We start from the raw sequence: 19,877 nt of genomic DNA on the forward strand, positions 1-19,877 counted from the left end.
CCGCCCCCCCGCCCCGCCTACCTCACCCGCTCGAGTCTCACCTTCGAGTTCGAGAGCATGCTCATTTCCGTCCCCAGCGCCGATCCATCGATCGACACCTGCGAATCCGTCGTCATCTCCTTGAGCTGCCCCAGCGCCGTGTCCCAGACATACCGCCCCTTGTAGCCCGACTCCTTCACCTGCGTCTTCCCCTGCCCCCCCGCGGCCGCGCTCCCAGGCTCGATCCGCCCCGAGATGTCCACCACCGCCTGCGACGCGTTCGCCGACCGCAGCGTGTGGACCGTCGTCATCTGAAAACTCCCCAGCGGCGTGTTCCCCAGCCGGTCCCTGTTCGTCCACGATTCCCCCACCCGCGCAAACCCGGAGTGCCCCGGCGACGACACCAGCCAGTCCAGCGGCCCGCCGCCGCCTCCCGGCGCCGCTCCGCCGCCCGCCCCAGGAATACCCCCCGGCAGCCCCGGTATCGCCCCGATGTTCCCGCCCCCCGACAGCCCCGCCGGCGACGACACGTTCGTCACGTTCCCCTTCGAATCGATCGTCATCGTCACCACCGACCCCGCGATCCCCTGCATCGCGTTGGCCAGGAGTTCATCGTCATCCATGTCCGCGATCGCAGGCATCCCCCCGGGACCGGTCTGCCCCGGCTTCGTGCTCCGCTTCGGCTTGGTCGAGTCGTACTTCGCCTTGATCCCATCCGCGATCAGTTCGCACCGCACCGTCTCGTACACCAGTTCCACCGTCGTCCCCGAATCCGCCGCCTCCCTCACCCGCATCAGCAGCCCGATCTCCTGCGTCATCTCCTGCGACTGCTCCAGGTCCGGCATCTGCGCCGACGTCACCTCGTTCTTGCTCGTCATCTTCAGCCGATACCGGATCTGCTGTCCGCTCTTGAACCGCGGCCGCAGGTCCACCTCCCCCGCTCGACCATCCCCCTTGGTCCCGCCCCCCGGCGCGGCCGGCGAAGGCGTCCCCGTTGCGGGCCCGCTCGGCGACGGTGTACCCGGCGCCGGAGTGCTCGGTGACGGCACGCTCGGCGAAGGCGCCCCCGGCGGCGGTGACGACGGCGACGGCAGCCCGCCCCCCGTCGGCTGCCCAACCGCGACCACGCCCACACAGAGCACAAGCCCCGCGACACCAATCGCGTTGTACTTCATCGCAGCCTCCAATCCGGCAGCCGTAAGCGTTCCGCGGCCAACATACCCGCCCACCAACCGCGGCTGCCCATCAACTCCGGCGCCATCAACTCGGCATTGTTCGGACCATCCCGCCCGCGAGTCGAGCGCGACCCACACCCGCCCCCACCAGTTTGGACGCCCGCCGACCCCTCCGTGTGAGCCCAACCCGCGAAACCCGGCCCATATTCTCACCCTTCCCGCACCCCGCGCCACCACCTCCCACGCACCCCCGGCCCCAAATCCACCCCCGCCTATCCTGCCCCCATGTCCGTCCTCAAGGAATACGTCCTCGGCACCGGCCGCGACGAACTCGAACGCCTCGGCCTCCAGCACCGCCTCTGGTCCGACGCCGCCCACACCCTCTGGCGGCTCGCCGGCGTCCGCCCCGGCATGCGCATCCTCGACGTCGGCTCCGGTCCCGGCTTCGCCACCTTTGACCTCGCCCTCCTCGTCGGCGCCCGCGGCCACGTCCACGCCATCGACGAGTCCGAGCCCTTCATCGAGCACATCGCCGCCCAGGCCGCCGCCCGCTCCATGCCCTGGATCACCGCCTCCCGCGCCGACGTCCACGCCCTCGATTCCGCCCCCGGCAACACCAGCGTCCCCGACCACGCCCCCTTCGACCTCGCCTTCGCCCGCTGGGTCCTCTGCTTCGTGAAGGATCCCGCCGCCGTCGTCCGCGGCGTCGCCCGCTCCCTTAAGCCCGGCGGCGCCTTCATGATCCACGACTACCACAACTACGAGGCGATGCGAGTCGCCCCCCGCGGCGACGCCTTCGCCAAGGCCGTCCGCGCCACCGGCGCCTCCTGGCGCGCCCGCGGCGGCGACCCGGACGTCATGGGCCGCATCGGCCTGCTCTGCCGCGATGCCGGCCTGCACATCGAGCACCTCGCCGTCCACCAGCGCCTCTGCCGCCCCGGCGATTCCATGTGGGCCTGGCCCGAAACCTTCTGGTCCAACTTCCTCCCCGTCCTCGTCAAGATGGGCCTGCTCACCGAGTCCGACCGCGCCGCCTGGCACGCCGAATGGGCCGACCTCTCCCGCTCCCCCGACACCTTCATCACCCTCCCCGCCGTCTACGAAGTCATCGCCCGCAAGCCCGTAGCCTAAAACCTATTCAAGAAGCACCTCATTCGAGTACCATAGAAATGAGACGCGAAGTGTGATCCCAACGGGCACTTGGTAGTTGTCGACGCTAGGGCCTGCGGAGAATTTTGATTGCCGAGCACCATGCCATCTTCACGCGAGTTTCTCGGCACAGTCGCTCGACTCAGGGATGCTGCGGTGGCGGCGCTTCGGAATCGAGATGCGCTCGATGGCATTAGCAGTAACGCAAACTGGTTCCACCAGGTACGCGTGTCGCTCGCGAGAAGCAAATCAGATTTGCTGAAATCAATACCTGATGATCACAGTAGAGATATATTCAGTTCCAAACTTACCATGATGCTAGAGCCACTAGTATCGATCTCGACGAAGTACACGGCTGTTGAACGCGTAAATGCCGTACGCAGCATTGAACTACTGCTGAGCACCGATTATCCTTCACTGTTGGCGGTTGAAACAGTTGGTCATCCGAACTCGGAGCAGGTTCTTCCTATGTCGGTTGTCAGTGGCACGAGGGGTTATATCGAATCTCTGGCTGCACAGGCGAACGGCAGCTACGAGCAGCAGTGGTTTGATGCCACGGCCTTAATAATGCGAAGGTTGGTTGAAGTGCTGGCGTTGGACATTCTAGAGCGACATGAGAGTCTTGCTGCATTGTGTGGAAGCAACGGCAGGCTCCCTCAGTTTTCTGATATCATTGAAGCTGTTTGTTCGGATTCGAGGTGGATGCTCAATAAGCAAACCGTAGACGTGATCGAGTCGGTCAGGGATCTTGGTAATCTCGCTGCCCACCAACGGCGATTCAATGTCCGGAAACCAGATGTTGACTCCATTCGGCCGCGATTCAGGCTCGCAATCGAGGAACTCATTCATCTCGCCCGTTACGATGGGAAGTGACAGCTCTTGCGTCCTTGGGAGCGGCGCGAATTGGGAGCTGCCTAGTGGCCCGATAACTCGGCACGCGTTTGAGACGTTCCGATGCATCCGCGCTGCGGGACGTGCATTGACGACACAGGGTGACTCAGAATCTGATCAGGCGCCAATTATGGCCGAGAGGATCTCCCTTCGCCCCAACAGTCCAAGAACCCCATGCGCAACCCCATCCCCAGCCTCCATTTGCGATAGTTTCTCTAAATTCCTATCAAAACCCTATTGACACACCGTCAAAAACCCGTATCCTGACCTAGTCATGCTCAACCTCCCCTCCTCCTTCAACCCCTCCCCCGACCTCGCGGCCAAGATCCTCGACTCCGTCACCGACCCCACCCTCACCCTCCGCGACGTCGCGGACCTCCATCACACCTCCGTCGAGGCCCTCGTCCTCTGGTTCGCCGAGCCCGAGATCGCCGAGCGATTAGATCACATCGAATCCACCATCGCCCGCCGCACCCGCATCGTCGCCTCCAACTTCCTCCCCGCGGCGACCATCGCCCTCGGCCGCTCCATCGACGAGCACAACTCAGACGAATCCCACTTCCCCGTCCGCCCCGGCGACCAGCGCGGCCTCGAACTCCGCCGCCGTTCCAGAGAGACCGCCCGCCGCGCCACCGCCCTCCTGCTTCGCCTCGCCAACTTCACCCCCGGCCCCCGCCGCTACATCTACACACCACGTCCAACTCCCGCACCATCCTCAACTCCCATTCCCACCAGTCCGGCTCCCTCTGTCTCCTCCTCAGCGCCCGATGCCCCCGTTCCGTGCTCCTCCACCTCCCCCGCATCCTCTCCCTCCTCTTCTCCTTCCGCGCGTGATCCCCAACCTCTCCACGATTCCCCGCACCCAACCGCCGCACCCACGCCTCTTCCTGCACGGCGCGGCGCCGCTCCGCATTCCCCCGAACCCACCTTCGCATCTCCACCTCGCCGCTCAACGTCCCTCCTCGCGCCCGCAATCGACTCCACCTAGCCCCTGCCACAACGGCAGCCGCCGGGCCCCGCCGCAGTCCACAAACCCGCGCCACACGCTCCCACGCCACCACAACCCGGCACCCGGGTTGCCCAACCATTGGTGTCGCGGCGGGCGCGGTGGGTGTGTGGCATGATGCTCTGGGAGACCCCGGTATGTTCTTCTTCAAGGCCCGAAAACGCCGGAGGCTCCGCGAGCAGCCATTCCCCGCCGAGTGGGCCGCCATCATTTCCCGCCGCGTCCCCGCCTACCGCCGCCTCAGCCCCGCCGACCGGGACGAACTCCACGGCCACATCGGCGTCTTCCTCGATGAGAAACGCTTCGAGGGGTGCGCCGGGCTCGAGATCACCGACGAGATCCGCCTGACCATCGCCGCGCAGGCCTGCATGCTCCTGCTGCACCGCGACACCGACTACTACCCCCGGCTCGACACCATCCTCGTCTACCCGCACCGCTACCTCGTCAAGCAGGTCCGCCAGGGCCCCGGCGGGGTCGTCACCGAGGAATACGCCATGCGCCTCGGCGAGTCCTGGCAGGGCGCCGCCGCGCCCCACTCGGGCGGCCCGGTCGTCCTCAGTTGGGACGATGTCCTCGGCGGCGCGGCCGACGCCGCCGACGGCGCCAACGTCGTCTACCACGAGTTCGCCCACCAACTCGACGCCGAGTCCGGCGCCGTCGAGGGCGCCCCCGCCCTGGAGGGGCACGGCGCCTACGCCGCCTGGGCCCGCATCCTGGGCGCCGAGTTCAACGACCTCCGCCGCGACCTCTCCCTCCACCGCCCGACGATCCTCTCCAACTACGCCGCGACCAGCCCGGCCGAGTTCTTCGCCGTCGCCACGGAAGTCTTCTTTGAACGTCCCGACGCCCTCCGCGCCCGCCACCCCGCCCTGTACCGCCAACTCGCCGACTACTTCCGCCAGGACCCCGCCGCCGCCGCCGACAACTGATCACTTCCTCGGCGAGCACACCTCGTTCACGATCGCCGCGAGTTTCTCGACACTCCCCGAGGCCACCGCATGCTCTACCTTCGCAGGATCCGCCCCGGCCTTGACCAGCAGCTCGTGCGATCGCTGCCAGAGCTTGTCCGCCGCCTTCCCCGGCTTGGCGAGGTACAGGTCCGAGAGCGTCTCCTGCAGTTTCTGCACCGTCAGCGTGTCGAGGTGCTCGTAGTACCGCTTGACGATCCCCTGCTGGTACCGCGACAGGTGCTGTCCCTTCGCCATGTCCGCCTCCATGCTCGGCGCGTGCGCGCGGACTTAGCATAGCCGGCGCCGCTGACGGCGCCCCAAGGAGCCTCCGGATGCCCCGATTCTCCGACCGCCTCGCGCAGACCACGGCCCAGATGAAGCAGCTCGCCGCCCACATCCCCGAGACCACCGGCGCGTTCACCGCGCTGCACCGCGCCGCCGGCGCCGAGGGGGCGCTCAGCCCCAAGGTCAAGGAGATGATCGCGCTGGGCATCGCAATCTCGACGCACTGCGACGGCTGCATCGCGTTCCACGTGAAGTCCGCGATCAAGAAGGGCGCGACCAAGCAGGAGCTCGCCGAAACGATCGGCGTCGCGATCCAGATGGGCGGCGGCCCGGCGACGGTGTACGGCGGAGACGCCTGGAGCGCCGTCGAGGAGTTCAGCGCCCCGGCCTGACCGCGGCCAGATCAGCGCAAAACGATGTACAGCGCGTGGAGCAGGCCGGGGATGTAGAACAGGAGGCACAGCACGATATTGAGGATCAACTGCCCCCCGATTCCCTCTTTCAGCCCGACGGCCAGCGGCGGGATGAGGATCGCGATGATCACCAGCAGCAGTTTGTTGGTCTCGTCGATGTTCGAGGGCATGTGGGCCTCCGTGGGGCATTCTACTGCCCGCCCCGCTGCACCGCATCGAACGCCATGACGACCTGCGAGCCGTAGATCGGGTAGTCGATGTGGCACCGGTGGCCGCGGAACCGGGCGGGGTCCAGCCGCATCGTCTCCATGACGTGCCGCACGAGGTCGGTGTAGCGGCCGATGTCCGGCGAGCGGAAACGCGAGGCGCCCGAGCCGAGCGGCTCGATCGACTCGAGCATCTCCATCCGGTCGATGTCGCGGGCCGGGTTGTTCACATCCGCCACGCCCTCGAAGGCCGTGTCGTAGATCAGGAGCGAGGGGGACTGGGCGGGGTAGAGGTCCTCGTGGACCAGCACATCGAACTGCAGCAGCACCGCGGGGGTCATGATCTCCGCGAAGAAGTACCCCTTGCGCTGCACGCCGGCCGGCACGAACCGCTTGAGCTCGGCGATGTTGACCTCGGCGAAGAACAGGTCCACGGCCGACCGCGCGCCGAAGCCGTGGTCCGCCAGCGAGTAGTGCACGACCTCGCCGACGCGGCGGACGTCCATCCGCGGCGGGGGCTGCGAACAGAAGCCATCGAGCAGCAGCGTGCGCGGGCTCTCGATCTCCTGCCCATCGAGCGTGACCGGGCGGCGGGCCGAGGGCTCGACGGACATCCGGCGGGTGGCGAGTTTGACGGGCGCCCCGGGACGGACGCGGTGGAGGCCGGTCAGGCCGTTGATCCAGACCACGTCGATGTGCTCGCCGTCGGGCGAGGGGCTGAGCACGACCGTCGCGACGATCGCCTCGGTCTGCACGCCCTTGAGCTGGCTCATTGCCTTGAACGCGGACTGCTTGCGGCGCAGTTCGAACTCGCGCCGGGCTTCGGGGATCCACGCGCTGAGCATCGCGTCCAGCAGGCTGCGGTCGCCGATGTGGTCGCGGATCAGGGCCTCGAACCGGTCGATCGCGCGGAGGGCGTCGGCGGCGGTCTCGTTGGAGACCCCGCGCTTGGCCGCGGCCTTGACGACCCGCCGGAGCGGGTCGGGCCCCGGCATTCGGTAGGCGACGCTGATCGGGTCCTCGCTCCTGGTGGCCTTGAGGACGCGGCTGGCGAGGACCTTGTCGACGCCGAGCGACCGGGCGAGGGACTGGGGGCCCTTGATGGCGCGCGGGAGGGCGTCGAGAACCTCGCGGATCCGGACCAGGAGTTCGGACCCGACCGAGGTGACCTCCCCCTCGAGCCAGGCGGAATCGTGATCGGCTTCCGCGGTGTTGCCGGCAGCGACTCGGGATGGACTGGAATACTCCATAATATACACCAAACAGAGTAATGAAAATCGGCCCTGGTGTCAACAGCATACAGCACTGCGCTGCCAGTTGCCGCCGCGATCCAAGAAATCGTATAAAGTTTCCGGGAAACTCTATTGCAGCGATGGAACTGCGCGGTATGGTGTCCGTATCCAGAGGGCGATTGGTCGCCGTGAGTTGTTGGTGAGGGGCGGCGGATATCGCGAAACACAGGTGGCACGGATCAACCACAAGTCAACAAGGAGACGGACATGGGGATGATGCGAATGGGCGTGGCGGGGGTGGTGGCCGCGGGGTGTATGGCGGGCGCGGCGAGCGCGCAGGTGCTGATCAACGAGGGATTCGAGAACTCGTCGACATCGGGGTGGACGGTGAACGGCGCGACGGACACGCTGCCCGGGGGCAACCCCGGGGACTACCTCTCGCTTCCTTACCTGGACTTCTGGGGGATCACGCTCCGGACGGACGAGCCCGGCAACCCGGCACTGGGAGATCTGACGCAATACCCCGGCCTGCGCTTCCGCGTGGACATGCGGACGTTCCAGGCGAACAACTTCTTCGGTGACCCGCTCGACACCTCGGCGTTTCCGCTGGTCCTCGAGTTTGTGAACACATCCGACGGTGGGTACCGCACCGTGTACTTCGTCGGAGACGCCGTGCCCGGCACGGGCGACGGCTGGGTGACCTACGAGTTCGTGGTGCCGAACCCGAGCCAGGCGGCGCTCCCACCGGGATGGGGCGGCACCGGGGATGAGGATCCTGAGACGTTCGAGCCGATCCTGCCGGCGGGGTGGACGTACTCGATGGTGCTGTCGGATGTGAGTGAGACGAGGATCACGACGTTCCAGCCGGGGTATTTCTACAGCGCCAACTTCTGGGAGGTCGGGTTCGACAACCTGCTTGTTGAGGTGGTCACGCCGACGTGCCCGGCGGACGCGGACGGGAACGGCGTGATCGAGCCGGCGGACGTCGCGACGTTCATCAACAGTTGGTTCAGCGGCGTGACGAACGGAACGCTCGACGGCGACTTTGACGGCAACGGCGCCGTGGAGCCCACGGATATCGCGGTGTTCATCTCGGCATGGCTCTCGGCCCTCTCCGGCGGGTGCTGATCGGTCCCAGCGCCACGTCGTGCGCGAACGAGCCCGGCGGGTGCTCCGCCGGGCTCGCTTTTTTGCGGCCTTGCAATATCCACCCGTCCATCGGGGTTTGGGAAGGAGTGGGGTAGCGGAAGGGCCGGTTGCCGGCCCGTACTATCAGCCGCTTCCCCGAACCTTGCGTGCCCAGCGAGCCGTGTGGCCGCGATGGGCGACCGACCGCCTTGATGGAGCCGCCGATGAGCCGTGCGCACCTGTTGGTAGTCTGCTGTGGCCTTGCGATCTTCACCGGAGCGCCGCTCGCGGCGGCCATGCCGAGCGAGCGTGCCCCGTCGGCGGTTTCCGACGATCTGCCGAGTGTCGACGACGTGCTGGGTAAGGCGATGGCCGCGGCCGGCGGGCAGGATGCGATCGACAAGATCGAGACCATTCACACGAAGGCGACATTCGGCCTGAACCCTCAGAACGTCGAAATAGAGACGTACTGGTCCCGGTCGGGCGGCCGTCTCACCATCGCCAAGATGGAGTTCGGTGACGTTATTCGGGGCACCGACGGCAAGACACCGTGGATCAAGACTCCAGTGGGGTACGTTCTCGCGACGACTCCGGAGGATGTTCAGCAGATCAACGGCTCCGCCGGGATGCACATGATGATGATCGATCCCAAGTCGTTCGTGAAGGAGGAGTTGAGCCGGATCGCGGTAGCCGGGACGGCGAACTTCAACGGGCGGGAGTGCTACAAGCTCGCGTACACGAAGAAGACGGGGCAGGATGGGACGATGTTCTTCGACAAGGAGACGGCGCTGCCGGTCGGGTTCGAGCAGACGCAGCGGGTCGGCACGACGACCATCACGCTGGAGGACTGGAAGACCATCAACGGCGTCAAGTTCTTTCACCTCATCAAGATGAACTCGCCGACGGCCCGCACCGCCAGTGGCGAACGGGTGGAGGGCACAAGCGAGATCAAGATGACGCTTGTCGAGGTGAACAACGTCGACCCGAAGGTCTTCGAACTCCCCGACGAGGTGAAGTCGGCCAGCACCGACAAGGCGGACGGTGTGGAGAAGCCCAAGGCCGCGGCTGCTCCCCAGATCAAGCTCGAGGACCTCACGCCGGAGCATCAGGCCGAGGCCAAGGAGATGCTCGAGAACATCAGCAAGGCCCCGATCGACACGATCCGCAAGAGCCTGGTCGGCATCGAGACCGGGGTCAGTTTCATGCCCGAGGGGCCTGACAAGAAGAAGCTTCAGTACGTCGCCCAGGAACTGAAGGCCGAACTCGCCAAGCGGGGCGGCTGAGTCTTCGCCCGGTAGTAGACCTATCGATTCTCAGGCCCTGGTCCCGGCGCGGGCGAAGAATGTGTCCATGCGCAGCCACACCACGCGGATGCTGATTGCCGGCGCGTGCCTTTACGCCGCGGCGGTTCAGTTCACACTCGGCCAGGCCACGACCAACCCCAGCGCGGCGGTTCCGCCCACGCAGGCCGCGGGGGAGCGGTTCCGCGGGCCGGTGCGGGAGGGGTGGTGGAACGACGCGGTGTTCTACGAGGTCTTTGTGCGTTCGTTCTACGACTCGCGCGAGGGTCCGCTTGCCAACGACGGCGTCGGCGACCTCCGCGGGCTGATCGCCCGACTGGACTACCTGAACGACGGCAACCCGGCGACCACCACCGACCTGGGCGTGACCGGCATCTGGCTCATGCCGATCACGGAATCGCCGAGTTACCACGGTTACGACACGACCGACTACCTCACGATCGACCGCGAGTACGGCACCAACGAGGACTTCAAGGTCCTGATCGCGGAGTGCCACAAGCGGGGGATACGGGTCATCATCGACCTGGTGCTCAACCACTGCTCGAACCGGCACGAGTGGTTCCGGCTCGCGGCGGACCCGGGCGATCCGCACCACGACTGGTTCATCTGGTCCGACTCTGACCCGGGTTATCGCGGGCCATGGAACCAGAAGGTGTGGCACCCGCTGACAGACCGGTCGGCGGGCGGGCCGTACTTCTACGGCTGCTTCAGCCGGCAGATGCCGGACCTCAACTACGCGAATCCGGCGGTGACCGCGGAGATGAACCGCACGATCGCGTACTGGCTCGACGACATGGGGGCCGACGGGTTCCGCCTGGACGCCATCCGCCACCTGATCGAGAACGGGCCGAACCAGGACAACACGCCGCAGACGCACGACTGGCTCCGCGGGTTCTACACGTTCTACAAGGCCCGCAACCCCGAGGCGTTCACGGTCGGCGAGGTGTGGTCGACGACGGATGTGATCTCGACGTACGTCGGCGACCAGATGGACACGTCGTTCGAGTTCCAGTTGGCGCAGGCGGTGATGGACGCCGCGAACACCGGCGACGCTGCGCCGCTGGCCAGGGCCGCGGCGGGGACGTGGGCGGCGTTTCCGCGCAACCAGTTCGCGACGTTTCTGACTAATCACGACCAGGCGCGAGTGATGACGGTGTTCAAGGGGGACGAGTCCAAGGCCCGGCTCGCCGCGGGGCTGCTGCTGACGTTGCCGGGGATTCCGTTCATCTACTACGGGGAGGAGATCGGGATGAGCGGCGACAAACCGGATGAGTGGATTCGGACGCCGATGCAGTGGGACGGCTCGGCGAACGCGGGGTTCGCCGCGGCGGGGGTGACGCCGTGGGAGCGTCTCAACGCCGACGCGGAGACACGGAACGTCAAGGGGCAGGAGGGGGAGACGGGATCGCTGCTGGGGCTGTACCAGAAGTTGACCCGGCTGCGGCTGGACCATGCGGCCCTGCGACGGGGTGAGTTCGAGGTGGTGCCGTCGGGCTCGCCGCGGGTGCTGGCGTTCCGGAGGTGGATGGGGGACGAGCAGTTCCTGGTGATCGCGAACCTCGGCGCGGAACCGGTGAGCGGCTACAGGCTGGAACTGGGCGAGGGAATCGCGGACCGGCTGAAGGAAGCGGGAGCGGTAGAGGTGCTGCACGGCGAGCCGGTAGCGTCGGGAGGGGAGCCGATCGCGAGGTTGGCGCCGAGGTCGGTGTATGTGGTCAGGGTGCCGTAGAGAAGGCCACATCGGCGCGGCGAATCGCACGCATCAGTGTGAATACCGAGGATCGACTTGGGGCGGTGTGCGGGCGACTGAAGTTACCCAACGGCTGCGCACACCTTCTTCGCCGCGTCCGTCAGGTCCGTCGCGGCCTGCATCGTGGGGATGTCCTTCCTCGCATCGTTCAGGATCTTGCGGCCGGCCTCGACGTTGGTGCCCTCGAGGCGGACCACCAGCGGCACTCTGAAGCCCTTGCTGCCGTCGGCGTTCTTGTGCCCCTTGGCGGCGTTGACGATCCCCTGGGCGATGGTGTCGCACCTCATGATGCCGCCGAAGATGTTGACCATGACGCCCTTGACGGCGGGGTCTGAGAGGATGATGCCGAACGCCTCGGTCACGGCCTCTTCGGAGGCGCCGCCGCCGACATCGAGGAAGTTCGCGGGCTCGCCGCCGTGGAGCTTGATGATGTCCATGGTCGCCATCGCGAGGCCGGCGCCGTTCACGAGGCAGCCGATGGTGCCGTCGAGGGCGATGTAGGAGAGGCCGAAGCGGCGGGCGCGCATCTCTGCGGGATTCTCCTCGGAGGGGTCGAACATCGCTGCGATGTCGGCGTGACGGAAGGTGGCGTTGTCGTCGAAGTTGAACTTGGCGTCGATCGCGAGGACCTGGCCGTCGGGGTGGTCGGGGGTCGCGGGGGTGATGATCAGCGGGTTGATCTCGGCGAGGGAGCAGTCCTTCTCCTCGAAGAGGCGGGCGAGGCCGAGCATGATGCCGACGGCCTGGGGGACCTGCTTGCCGCGGAAGCCGACTTCAAAGGCGACGCGCCGGGCCTGGTGGGGCTGGAGGCCGAGGAGGGGGTGGAGGGGCTCGGTGATGATCGCCTCGGGGGTGTCGTGGGCGACCTGCTCGATCTCGACGCCGCCCTCGCGGGAAGCGATGAGGACGTTGCGCCGGGTCTTGCGGTCGGTGGTGATGGCGAGGTAGAACTCCTCGCGGGCTCCGGGGGCGCCGCCGCGGCGCTCGGCGATATCAACGCCGGCGGCGATGAGGAGTTTCTTGACCTCGAGGCCCTCGGGGGGCGTCTGCGGCGACTTCATGCGGTTGGTGAGCATGAAGCGGGCGGCCTGGGTAGCCTCATCGGCGGAGTTCACGAGTTTGACGAAGCCGGCCTTGCCGCGCCCGCCAGCGTGGACCTGAGCCTTGATCACGGCGAGGGGGGACTTCGCGGAGGTAGCGGCCTTGTACGCGGCGGCGGCGTCGTCGACGGTCTCGATCATCTGACCGGGGGGGACGGGCACGCCGGCGGAGCGGAGAAGGTCGCGGGCCTGGTATTCGTGGATCTTCATATGGTGCGGCGGGGGCAGTGGGTGATGGTGGGGAATTCGATGAGGGCGATAGTAGGGGAGCGGAGGGCGGGGATCGGGCCGGTGCGGACGGTTTTCGGCCCTGCGGGCTCGCGGCGGCGGGGGCGTGGAATCTCAAGGAGGCGTGACGGAAGAAGTGGCACCGGGCATCTGGGTGTCGGTAGCACCAGTGACGAGTGGGATGGCCGCAGGAGTGTGGAAGTGGGAAGTCGATCGGAACCCACGATGAGCGATTTTGGCCAGGCTCGCGATGGGTCGAGGTCGCAGACGTGGCTGCTCATCATCGCCGGGGTGGTGGTGGGGATCACCCTCGGGGCGGCGGTGTGGGGAATCGGGTCGGTGCGTGGGCGCGAGGCGCAGGAGGCTTCGGCCAGTGCGCCGGCTTCGGCGGCCTTGGAGTTGCCAGTTGCCGCGGAGCGAGCCGAGGCGCCGGCGTGGCCGGTGGCGGAGTGGCTCGCGCGGGCCGGGGGGTTCCGCACCTCGATTGGCTCGGTCGTTCGTTCCGCGATGGACCGATTCGGGTCGGCCTTCGGTGTGGCGGCGATGCTGGGCAAGGCGATTGGGGGCGTGGCGGAGTTGGCGATGGTGGGGCCGGGTGTGGGTGACGAGGTGCTCGAGAGGGGTGTTGCTGGTGGTGGGGGTGTGACACCGGTTTCGGCGGCGACACCTGTGGCGCGAAGGGTGCGCATCGGGGCGGAGCCGGCGTGGGTGCCGCGTTCGGCGCGGGCTCCGGTGGGGGCGCGGATGGTGATTGTCGAGGTCACCTGCGAGGCGAGTGCCGTGGTGCGGTCGCCACAGCCGCCGCTGCCGGGGTGAGGCGGGGGGTGTTGAACAGGCTGGCCGATGGGTAAAGCGCCCGCTATCCTTTGGGCCCTTCCCTCCCGAGTGGAGGAAGGATATTGTTCGGGCCGCGGCCAACAGCCGCGTGCAGAGGAAGCGACATGGCGACTACCGGCACGATTACGCAGGTCATCGGATCCACCTTCGACGCCCAGTTCTCGGAGGATCAGCTCCCGGAGTTGTACAACGCGCTGACGATCAAGGAGAAGACGCCGGCGGGCGAGCTTGATCTGACGGGCGAGGTGCAGCAGCACCTTGGCGGCGGGCGCATCCGCGCGGTGGCGCTCGGTTCGACCGACGGCCTCCGGCGCGGCATGAAGTGCCAGGACATCGGCACGCCGGTGCAGGTGCCGGTGGGGGAGCGGGTGCTGGGGCGGGTGTTCAACCTGCTGGGGCAGCCGATCGACAAGTTGCCCGCGGTGGCGGGGGCGCAGACGCGGCCGATCCACCGCTCGCCCCCCGAGTTCTCCGAGCTCAACCCGCACACCGAGATCCTCGAGACGGGCATCAAGGTCATCGACCTGCTGTGCCCGTTCGTCCGCGGCGGCAAGATCGGCCTGTTTGGCGGCGCCGGTGTCGGCAAGACGGTCGTCATCCAGGAGATGATCGCCCGCGTGGCCCGCAACTTCGGCGGCTACAGCGTGTTCGCGGGCGTGGGCGAGCGGACCCGCGAGGGGAACGACCTGTGGCGTGAAATGAAGGAGGCGGAGTACTTCGACGCCTCCGGCAAGAAGAGCCACGTGCTCGACAAGGTGGCCATGGTGTTCGGCCAGATGAACGAGCCGCCGGGCGCCCGCCTCCGCGTGGCGCTCTCCGCGCTGACCATGGCCGAGGAGTTCCGCGACTCGTCGGGCAAGGAAACGCTGATCTTCATCGACAACATCTTCCGCTTCACGCAGGCGGGCTCCGAGGTGTCGGCGCTGCTGGGCCGCATGCCCAGCGCCGTCGGATACCAGCCCACGCTCTCCACGGAGATGGGGCAGCTGCAGGAGCGGATCACGTCGACGAGCAAGGGCGCCATCACGTCGGTGCAGGCCATCTACGTGCCCGCGGACGACCTCACGGACCCGGCCCCGGCGACGGCCTTCGCGCACCTTGACGCCTTCGTCGTCCTCAGCCGCGGCATCGCCGAGAAGGGCATCTACCCGGCGGTCGATCCGCTGGCGTCGACGTCCCGAATCCTCAGCGCCGACATCTTGGGCGAGCGGCACTACCGCGTCTCTCGCCGGGTGCAGTCGATCCTCCAGCGGTACAAGGACCTGCAGGACATCATCGCCATCCTCGGCGTTGATGAACTCAGCGAGGACGACAAGCTGGTCGTCTCCCGCGCCCGCAAGATCGAGCGGTTCCTCAGCCAGCCGTTCTACGTGGCCGAGGTGTTCACGGGCTTCCCCGGTGTCACGACCCCGCTCAACGACACGATCGAGTCGTTCGAGCGGCTGTGCAACGGCGAGGGCGACGACATCCCCGAGGGTGCGTTCATGTACGTCGGCACCCTCGACGACGCACGCAAGAAGGCGGAGAAGATGAAGGCCGGTTGATCCGGCTTCGAGTTCACGACCAACGACCCCCGGCCCCGGCCGGGGGTTTTTTGTTGTCAGCGGCGCCGGTCCGAGCCGGATGGCCGTGATCTATGCTCAGCCATGAACGATCAGGCCCGTGATGACAGCGTCTTCATCTCCACCGACCGATCACTTCTCGATCTTGAGGCGATCCATGCGGCGCTCGCGAGGTCGTACTGGTCGCCTGGGATCCCCAGCGACATCGTTCGGCGCGCTGTGGCGGGGTCTCTCCCGTTTGGCGTCTACGACCGGCTGGTCCCGCGTCCCGCGCGCCCGGATCTGCCGGCCCAGGTCGGTTTCGCCAGAGTCATCACCGATGCGGCGACGTACGCCTACCTCTCGGATGTGTACATCCTGGAGTCTCACCGCGGCGGCGGGCTGGGTGTGCGACTGATAGGGGCTGTCCTTGCTCATCCCGATCTCCGGGGGCTGCGGCGCATCGCGCTGATGACGCGAGATGCACAGACCCTGTACGAACGCTTCGGCTTCAGGCACACCGAAGACCCGTCGCGGTACATGGAGATCGTCAATCGCGAGGTCTATTCACCCGCCGCGGCTCCGCCAGTGGGACCGGCAGGGGCCGCTACAGCGTCATCCCCGTGATCTGGGCTTCGAAGGCCAGTTTGCCCCCGGAAGCGCCCTGGATGCGGCTGCTGAACCGGCGGGGCGTGAAGCGGATTTCCTCGCAGAGGAGGAGCAGGTCCTGGCCCGGCGAGACCGGGTTGCGGAACGACGCATCGTCGATCCCGATGAACGCGGCGATGCGAGGTTCGGGGAATCGGGCGTTATACAGGTAGGACGCGAGCTGGGCGCCGGCCTCGAGCATGAGCACCCCGGGCATCAGCGGGCGCTCGGGGAAGTGCCCTGGGACCCAGAACTCGTCGTCGCGGACGTGCTTGAGCGCCACGCCGCGCCTCAGGTCCTCGCTCTGCCAGACAATCCAGTCCAGCAGCGCCATCTCGCCCCGGTGGGGGTTGTACTTGGCGATGTCGTCGCGCGAGAGAATCCGCCCCGACATGTCGATGCCGGCCAGGTCAAACAACAACGGCTTCCCGCCGGCGGAGGCGGTCTCCGTGCCGGGGGCACCGGTGGGCCGGGAGTGGGGGGCGTGGGACGTGGTCATAAGGGGCTAGTAGCGGCTTACTTCTGGTCGGGCTGCTGCTCGCGCTTCTCCAGAATGGCCTTTCGGATGTCCTGGGCGAGGTTCTTCACGTCCTGCATCACGGAGCGCACGCGAGTCCCCGCGGCCTTGTTGCCGCCCTCGGCCTTGCGCACATCTTCCTCGATGTCTGCCAGCATCTGCTTCATCTGCTCGTATTGCTGCACGGCTGGACCTTTCAATAGTTCCTGCCAAGACGACCGCCCCAAGGGCGATGCACACCAGACGAGTATACGGCGGTTCGTGGTCGGGCGTTGGCAGGGCCGGAAACGGTTCTTTGCACGTGCTAATGGCGCGGGATCAAGGGCAGCAGGCGTTCCAGGGTCTCCAGGGCGGTCTTGATGTACCTCGGGTGCCCCTCTCGCTGCAGGTACGCGGGTGCCGTCGCGGCCATGAGCACGCGGCGGACGTTCGCCAGCAGTTGGTGGTCCTCTTCCGGGCCGTGGTGCATGCCCAGTTCCTTGCGGAACTTGTTGAGGGCCGTGACCGGCTTGACGCCGTGCAGCATCTCCGGCTTCCCCCAGTACAGCCTTTCGAGGTAGCACGCATCCTCGACCCAGTGCCCGGCGTGCACGAGGGCCAGATCCAGCAGCACGCACGGGCTGTCTCCGTTGCCCGCCGCGGCATGGCCGTTCCCGGCGGCGGCGCGGCGCATGGCGTTGCCGGGGTGCAGATCGCCGTGGCACCAGGAGTTGATGGGGCGGGAGTCCCAGATCACGGTCAGGCGCGGCAGTGCGCGGTGCACGTCCTTGAGGACGGCGTTCCAATGCTGGGGGTTCTCAATGGCGTGGGTGCCGTGGGGGCCTTGCGCCTGCTTGAGCGCTTCGCGGGCCTTGTGCAGGACCGCTTCCCAATCCGGCTGGGGCGGGGGTTTGCCCGGCGGCTTGATACGCGATGACAGCAGGTACCACCGTGCCGCAGCGCGGAGCAGGTCCAGCACGCCGGCTTCCGAGAGCCCGTGGTTCAGCGGCTGGCCCTCCAGGCGTTCGACAACGATCCACGCGAGGTCGTACCCGCCCAGTTCCTGCCCTGATGCGAAGACGCGCGGTGTGGGCAGGTGCCGCTCGGGCTGATCGCCGCCGAGCGCCGAGGCGTGCTCGGCGACTCCGGTGGTCCATACGTACTCGGCGGGGCCCACGGGGAGCTTCACGACGACCGGCACGCCGCCGCCATCGGGATCGCTGAACTCCGCGAAGCCGGTCGAGGCGCCCCCGGCCTGCCACGTCGACTTGAACCACTGGATCCCCGAGAGGCGGTCGCGGCACGCGGCGCGGAGCGCCGGTTCGAGCAGCGCGGCGAGATCGCCGCTGCCGTTGCCCTGGGCGGGGTGGGCGTCGGCATGATGGGCGTGATGAGTGTCGGAATCGCCTGGAGATGGCTGAGCGACCATGCTCGCAGCCCTCGGCTGGAAGACCTACCACAAGATACCCCGGGCCCCAACCGGCGTCGAGGCCGTGGCTGCGAAATCGTCGGCGGATCTCTGCCCCGTGCCGCTCAGGGGGCCGGGGGCGGACCCCGGTGTGCGATCCGGCGCAGGGACTCGATCTGCTCGATGCTGAGTTGCTCGGCGCGGGCGCTGGGCGACACGCCCTCGGGCCAGGGGCCGGCGATCGTCACCCCGGCGGCGCTCAAGAGCGACCCGAGTTGCTTGCGGCGCTGGGCGAAGATGACGCGGCAGAACTCCGACAGCCCGGCGGGATCCGACGTGCGTGGGGCTTCGGAGCGTTCCAGCAGCACCATCGTGCTCGTCACCTCCGGCCGTGGCCAGAAGCACTCGCGCGGCAGGGTGGCGATGCGGGTGACACGGGCGAGCGATTGTGCAATGACCGTGAGCCCGCCGTATTCCTTGGTTCCGGGCTTGGCGAGCAGCCGGTCGGCCACTTCGCGCTGGATCGTCACCCCCATCGTGCTGCACGCGGGGTGGTCCAGCAGAAGAGTGGTGAGCAGCGGCGTTGCGGCGCCGTAGGGGAGGTTGGCGACGAGCCGGAACCCGCGCCCCGCGGCGAGCCGGCGGAGGACCGATCGGACGGCTTCGCTCAGCTCCCGCTCCTTCGACAGGCAATCGGCGTGGACGACGGTGAGGCGCTCGCCGCCGGGGATCTCGTGGGCTCGCTCGGCGAGGATCGCGCTGAGGTGGTCGTCGAGCTCGCAGGCCACGACGTCGCACCCGCGGGAGAGCAGTTCCTCGGTCAGCGTCCCGGTGCCGGGGCCCACCTCGAGCACGAGATCGCCGGGCTTGACGCCGCAGGCGTCGACCAGTTTGCGGATGAGGTTCTGATCGATCAGGAAGTTCTGGCCGAGCGACTTCTTGGGCGTCAGGCCGTGGGTCTCGAGCACCTGCTTGATCTGCGCGAGCGTCTGCATGGGCTACCACCGCCCCGCGAGGATCTCGCCGATCGCGTGGGCCACGCCGTCGCGGGTGTTCGGGAGGGTGTGCCGCTTTGCCGCGGATTTGACCTCCTCGATCGCGTTGCCCATCGCGATCCCCAGCGCCGCGTGGGCGATCATCGGGATGTCGTTCACCTGGTCGCCGATCGCCGCGATCGATCCGAGCGGGATCCCCCGCTGGGCGGCGAACCAGGAGATCGCGGTCCACTTCGACACCCGCGGATCGAAGAGTTCGAGGATCAGGGCGACCTCGGCCGGGTCGGTGATGTCCGACCCGGGCATCACGGCGGGGAAATAGTGCAGGACGGCGCGGTCGCGGAAGGCCTCGCGGATTCGCGCGGCCGCCGCGGCGGACCGATGGCCCGGGGCGCAGAGACCGACGCGGACGGTGTGCTCCGGGTGCTCGTCTTCGTCGAGCGAGGTGGCGTGCCTCACGGCCACGCCCAGTGCCTCGAACCACCATCTCGTGACCGGGTCGAGGCTCGCGCCGTCGGGGGTGATGACGAAGTAGTCGTACCCCGCCGCGTGCCGGTCCTTGAGCACGAGGGCGGCGTGTCCGTCGCCGGTGATGTGGTCAACGGCCGCTCGGACCAGGTCTCGCTCCATCGGGAAGCGGTGCAGCGTCGAACTCGTGCGCGGGCAGGCCAGCATCGAGCCGCCGGCGATGACCACGGGGTCGTCCTGCTCGATCCGGTCAAGGACGTGCCGGCATTCGACCAAGCCGCGACCGGTGCAGACCAAGACCGTGATACCGGCGTGGCGCGCTGCGCGGACTGCCTCAACGTTGGCCCTCGATACGTTGCCCGACGGGTCGAGCAGCGTGCCGTCAAGATCCAGGGCCAGCAGGCGGTAGGGGGTGGACATCGCGGTTGAGCGTAGCCGCCGCGTGGCGTTGCGCCCCCGGCTCGGGGCGGGCGCCGCACTCGGGGCATTCGTCGGATGTGAGCCCCGTGAGGTCGTACCCGCACGATTGGCAGCAGCCTTCTGGCGGGTGGCGCCAGCAGTACCACGCGGCGCACGGCCCGGCGATGGCAATAACCACGGCCGAGTCCGGCATGTAGAGCAGCATGAGGATGCAGACCCCGGTTCCGGCGATGGCGCGCCTCATGGGGACCGACATTGGCATGCCATAAGC

Annotated in this window: 22 protein-coding genes; 11 read left to right on the top strand and 11 right to left on the bottom strand. The window is 67.5% G+C overall.

The genetic code is table 11. The annotated features are described in order from the left end of the window. Positions 1 to 17: 17 nt before the first annotated feature. Positions 18 to 1,154: a hypothetical protein gene (locus KF745_00395; protein ID MBX3356863.1), complete on the bottom strand. Its 1,137-nt coding sequence runs from the start codon at positions 1,152 to 1,154 to the stop codon at positions 18 to 20. 285 nt (positions 1,155 to 1,439) lie between these two features. Between KF745_00395 and KF745_00400 the strand changes: the two genes are divergently transcribed. The 4 genes from KF745_00400 to KF745_00415 all read left to right on the top strand — a co-directional run bounded on the left by KF745_00400 (position 1,440) and on the right by KF745_00415 (position 5,129). Beyond that, positions 1,440 to 2,285, top strand: a complete 846-nt coding sequence (locus tag KF745_00400) for a methyltransferase domain-containing protein (protein MBX3356864.1) — start codon at positions 1,440 to 1,442, stop codon at positions 2,283 to 2,285. Positions 2,286 to 2,393: 108 nt separating this feature from the next. Further along, entirely contained in the window at positions 2,394 to 3,176 is a 783-nt protein-coding gene (locus tag KF745_00405) for a hypothetical protein (GenBank protein ID MBX3356865.1), read from the top strand. Positions 3,177 to 3,468: 292 nt separating this feature from the next. Next, positions 3,469 to 4,182 carry a hypothetical protein gene (locus KF745_00410; GenBank protein MBX3356866.1) on the top strand — a complete coding sequence of 238 codons (714 nt, stop codon included), beginning with the start codon at positions 3,469 to 3,471 and terminating at the stop codon, positions 4,180 to 4,182. A 155-nt stretch (positions 4,183 to 4,337) separates the two neighbouring features. Then, positions 4,338 to 5,129, top strand: a complete 792-nt coding sequence (locus KF745_00415; GenBank protein MBX3356867.1) for a zinc-dependent peptidase — start codon at positions 4,338 to 4,340, stop codon at positions 5,127 to 5,129. Here the strand turns inward: KF745_00415 and KF745_00420 are convergent, their stop codons facing one another. Beyond that, positions 5,130 to 5,405: a hypothetical protein gene (locus tag KF745_00420; protein MBX3356868.1), complete on the bottom strand. Its 276-nt coding sequence runs from the start codon at positions 5,403 to 5,405 to the stop codon at positions 5,130 to 5,132. Between the two features lie 77 nt (positions 5,406 to 5,482). On the opposite strand from KF745_00420, the gene KF745_00425 reads away from it, so the two are divergent. Continuing rightward, positions 5,483 to 5,827 (top strand): carboxymuconolactone decarboxylase family protein, encoded by a 345-nt coding sequence (locus tag KF745_00425; GenBank protein ID MBX3356869.1) that lies wholly within the window; start codon positions 5,483 to 5,485, stop codon positions 5,825 to 5,827. An 11-nt stretch (positions 5,828 to 5,838) separates the two neighbouring features. Here KF745_00425 and KF745_00430 read toward each other — a convergent pair whose 3' ends face one another. Next, positions 5,839 to 6,018 (bottom strand): YqaE/Pmp3 family membrane protein, encoded by a 180-nt coding sequence (locus KF745_00430; GenBank protein MBX3356870.1) that lies wholly within the window; start codon positions 6,016 to 6,018, stop codon positions 5,839 to 5,841. A gap of 20 nt (positions 6,019 to 6,038) precedes the next feature. Further along, positions 6,039 to 7,304, bottom strand: a complete 1,266-nt coding sequence (locus tag KF745_00435) for a hypothetical protein (GenBank protein MBX3356871.1) — start codon at positions 7,302 to 7,304, stop codon at positions 6,039 to 6,041. 249 nt (positions 7,305 to 7,553) lie between these two features. Here KF745_00435 and KF745_00440 point away from each other — a divergent pair, with 249 nt between their 5' ends. From KF745_00440 to KF745_00450, 3 genes are all read left to right on the top strand, one after another. Beyond that, positions 7,554 to 8,414, top strand: coding sequence for a hypothetical protein (locus KF745_00440; GenBank protein ID MBX3356872.1), 861 nt, complete (start codon positions 7,554 to 7,556; stop codon positions 8,412 to 8,414). A 224-nt stretch (positions 8,415 to 8,638) separates the two neighbouring features. Continuing rightward, entirely contained in the window at positions 8,639 to 9,697 is a 1,059-nt protein-coding gene (locus tag KF745_00445; protein ID MBX3356873.1) for a hypothetical protein, read from the top strand. 67 nt (positions 9,698 to 9,764) lie between these two features. Continuing rightward, complete coding sequence (locus KF745_00450) at positions 9,765 to 11,444, top strand: DUF3459 domain-containing protein (GenBank protein ID MBX3356874.1); 1,680 nt, start codon at positions 9,765 to 9,767, stop codon at positions 11,442 to 11,444. A gap of 83 nt (positions 11,445 to 11,527) precedes the next feature. On the opposite strand, the gene sucC is transcribed toward KF745_00450, so the two are convergent. Next, a complete protein-coding gene (gene sucC, locus KF745_00455; GenBank protein MBX3356875.1) occupies positions 11,528 to 12,775 on the bottom strand; it encodes an ADP-forming succinate--CoA ligase subunit beta in 1,248 nt (415 codons plus the stop codon). Positions 12,776 to 13,018: 243 nt separating this feature from the next. Between sucC and KF745_00460 the strand changes: the two genes are divergently transcribed. From KF745_00460 to KF745_00470, 3 genes are all read left to right on the top strand, one after another. Then, positions 13,019 to 13,609, top strand: coding sequence for a hypothetical protein (locus tag KF745_00460; protein ID MBX3356876.1), 591 nt, complete (start codon positions 13,019 to 13,021; stop codon positions 13,607 to 13,609). Between the two features lie 125 nt (positions 13,610 to 13,734). Beyond that, on the top strand, positions 13,735 to 15,174 hold the full coding sequence (gene atpD, locus KF745_00465; GenBank protein ID MBX3356877.1) for a F0F1 ATP synthase subunit beta: 1,440 nt from the start codon (positions 13,735 to 13,737) through the stop codon (positions 15,172 to 15,174). 102 nt (positions 15,175 to 15,276) lie between these two features. After that, positions 15,277 to 15,798, top strand: coding sequence for a GNAT family N-acetyltransferase (locus KF745_00470; protein ID MBX3356878.1), 522 nt, complete (start codon positions 15,277 to 15,279; stop codon positions 15,796 to 15,798). Here the strand turns inward: KF745_00470 and KF745_00475 are convergent. The 6 genes from KF745_00475 to KF745_00500 all read right to left on the bottom strand — a co-directional run bounded on the left by KF745_00475 (position 15,779) and on the right by KF745_00500 (position 19,868). Next, the gene (locus KF745_00475; GenBank protein MBX3356879.1) at positions 15,779 to 16,318 is read right to left on the bottom strand and encodes a beta-hydroxyacyl-ACP dehydratase; all 540 of its coding nucleotides are present in this window, start codon (positions 16,316 to 16,318) and stop codon (positions 15,779 to 15,781) included. The genes KF745_00470 and KF745_00475 overlap by 20 nt on opposite strands. A 17-nt stretch (positions 16,319 to 16,335) precedes the next feature. Then, the gene (locus KF745_00480; protein MBX3356880.1) at positions 16,336 to 16,536 is read right to left on the bottom strand and encodes a hypothetical protein; all 201 of its coding nucleotides are present in this window, start codon (positions 16,534 to 16,536) and stop codon (positions 16,336 to 16,338) included. 104 nt (positions 16,537 to 16,640) lie between these two features. Next, complete coding sequence (locus tag KF745_00485) at positions 16,641 to 17,744, bottom strand: phosphotransferase (protein ID MBX3356881.1); 1,104 nt, start codon at positions 17,742 to 17,744, stop codon at positions 16,641 to 16,643. Between the two features lie 104 nt (positions 17,745 to 17,848). Continuing rightward, on the bottom strand, positions 17,849 to 18,718 hold the full coding sequence (gene rsmA / locus KF745_00490; protein MBX3356882.1) for a ribosomal RNA small subunit methyltransferase A: 870 nt from the start codon (positions 18,716 to 18,718) through the stop codon (positions 17,849 to 17,851). 3 nt (positions 18,719 to 18,721) lie between these two features. Next, complete coding sequence (locus KF745_00495; protein MBX3356883.1) at positions 18,722 to 19,606, bottom strand: HAD family phosphatase; 885 nt, start codon at positions 19,604 to 19,606, stop codon at positions 18,722 to 18,724. Next, positions 19,569 to 19,868: a hypothetical protein gene (locus KF745_00500; GenBank protein ID MBX3356884.1), complete on the bottom strand. Its 300-nt coding sequence runs from the start codon at positions 19,866 to 19,868 to the stop codon at positions 19,569 to 19,571. Before KF745_00500 ends, KF745_00495 begins: the two co-directional genes overlap by 38 nt. Positions 19,869 to 19,877: the final 9 nt, after the last annotated feature.

This window comes from Phycisphaeraceae bacterium (genome assembly GCA_019636655.1).
GTDB lineage: Bacteria > Planctomycetota > Phycisphaerae > Phycisphaerales > UBA1924 > JAHBXB01.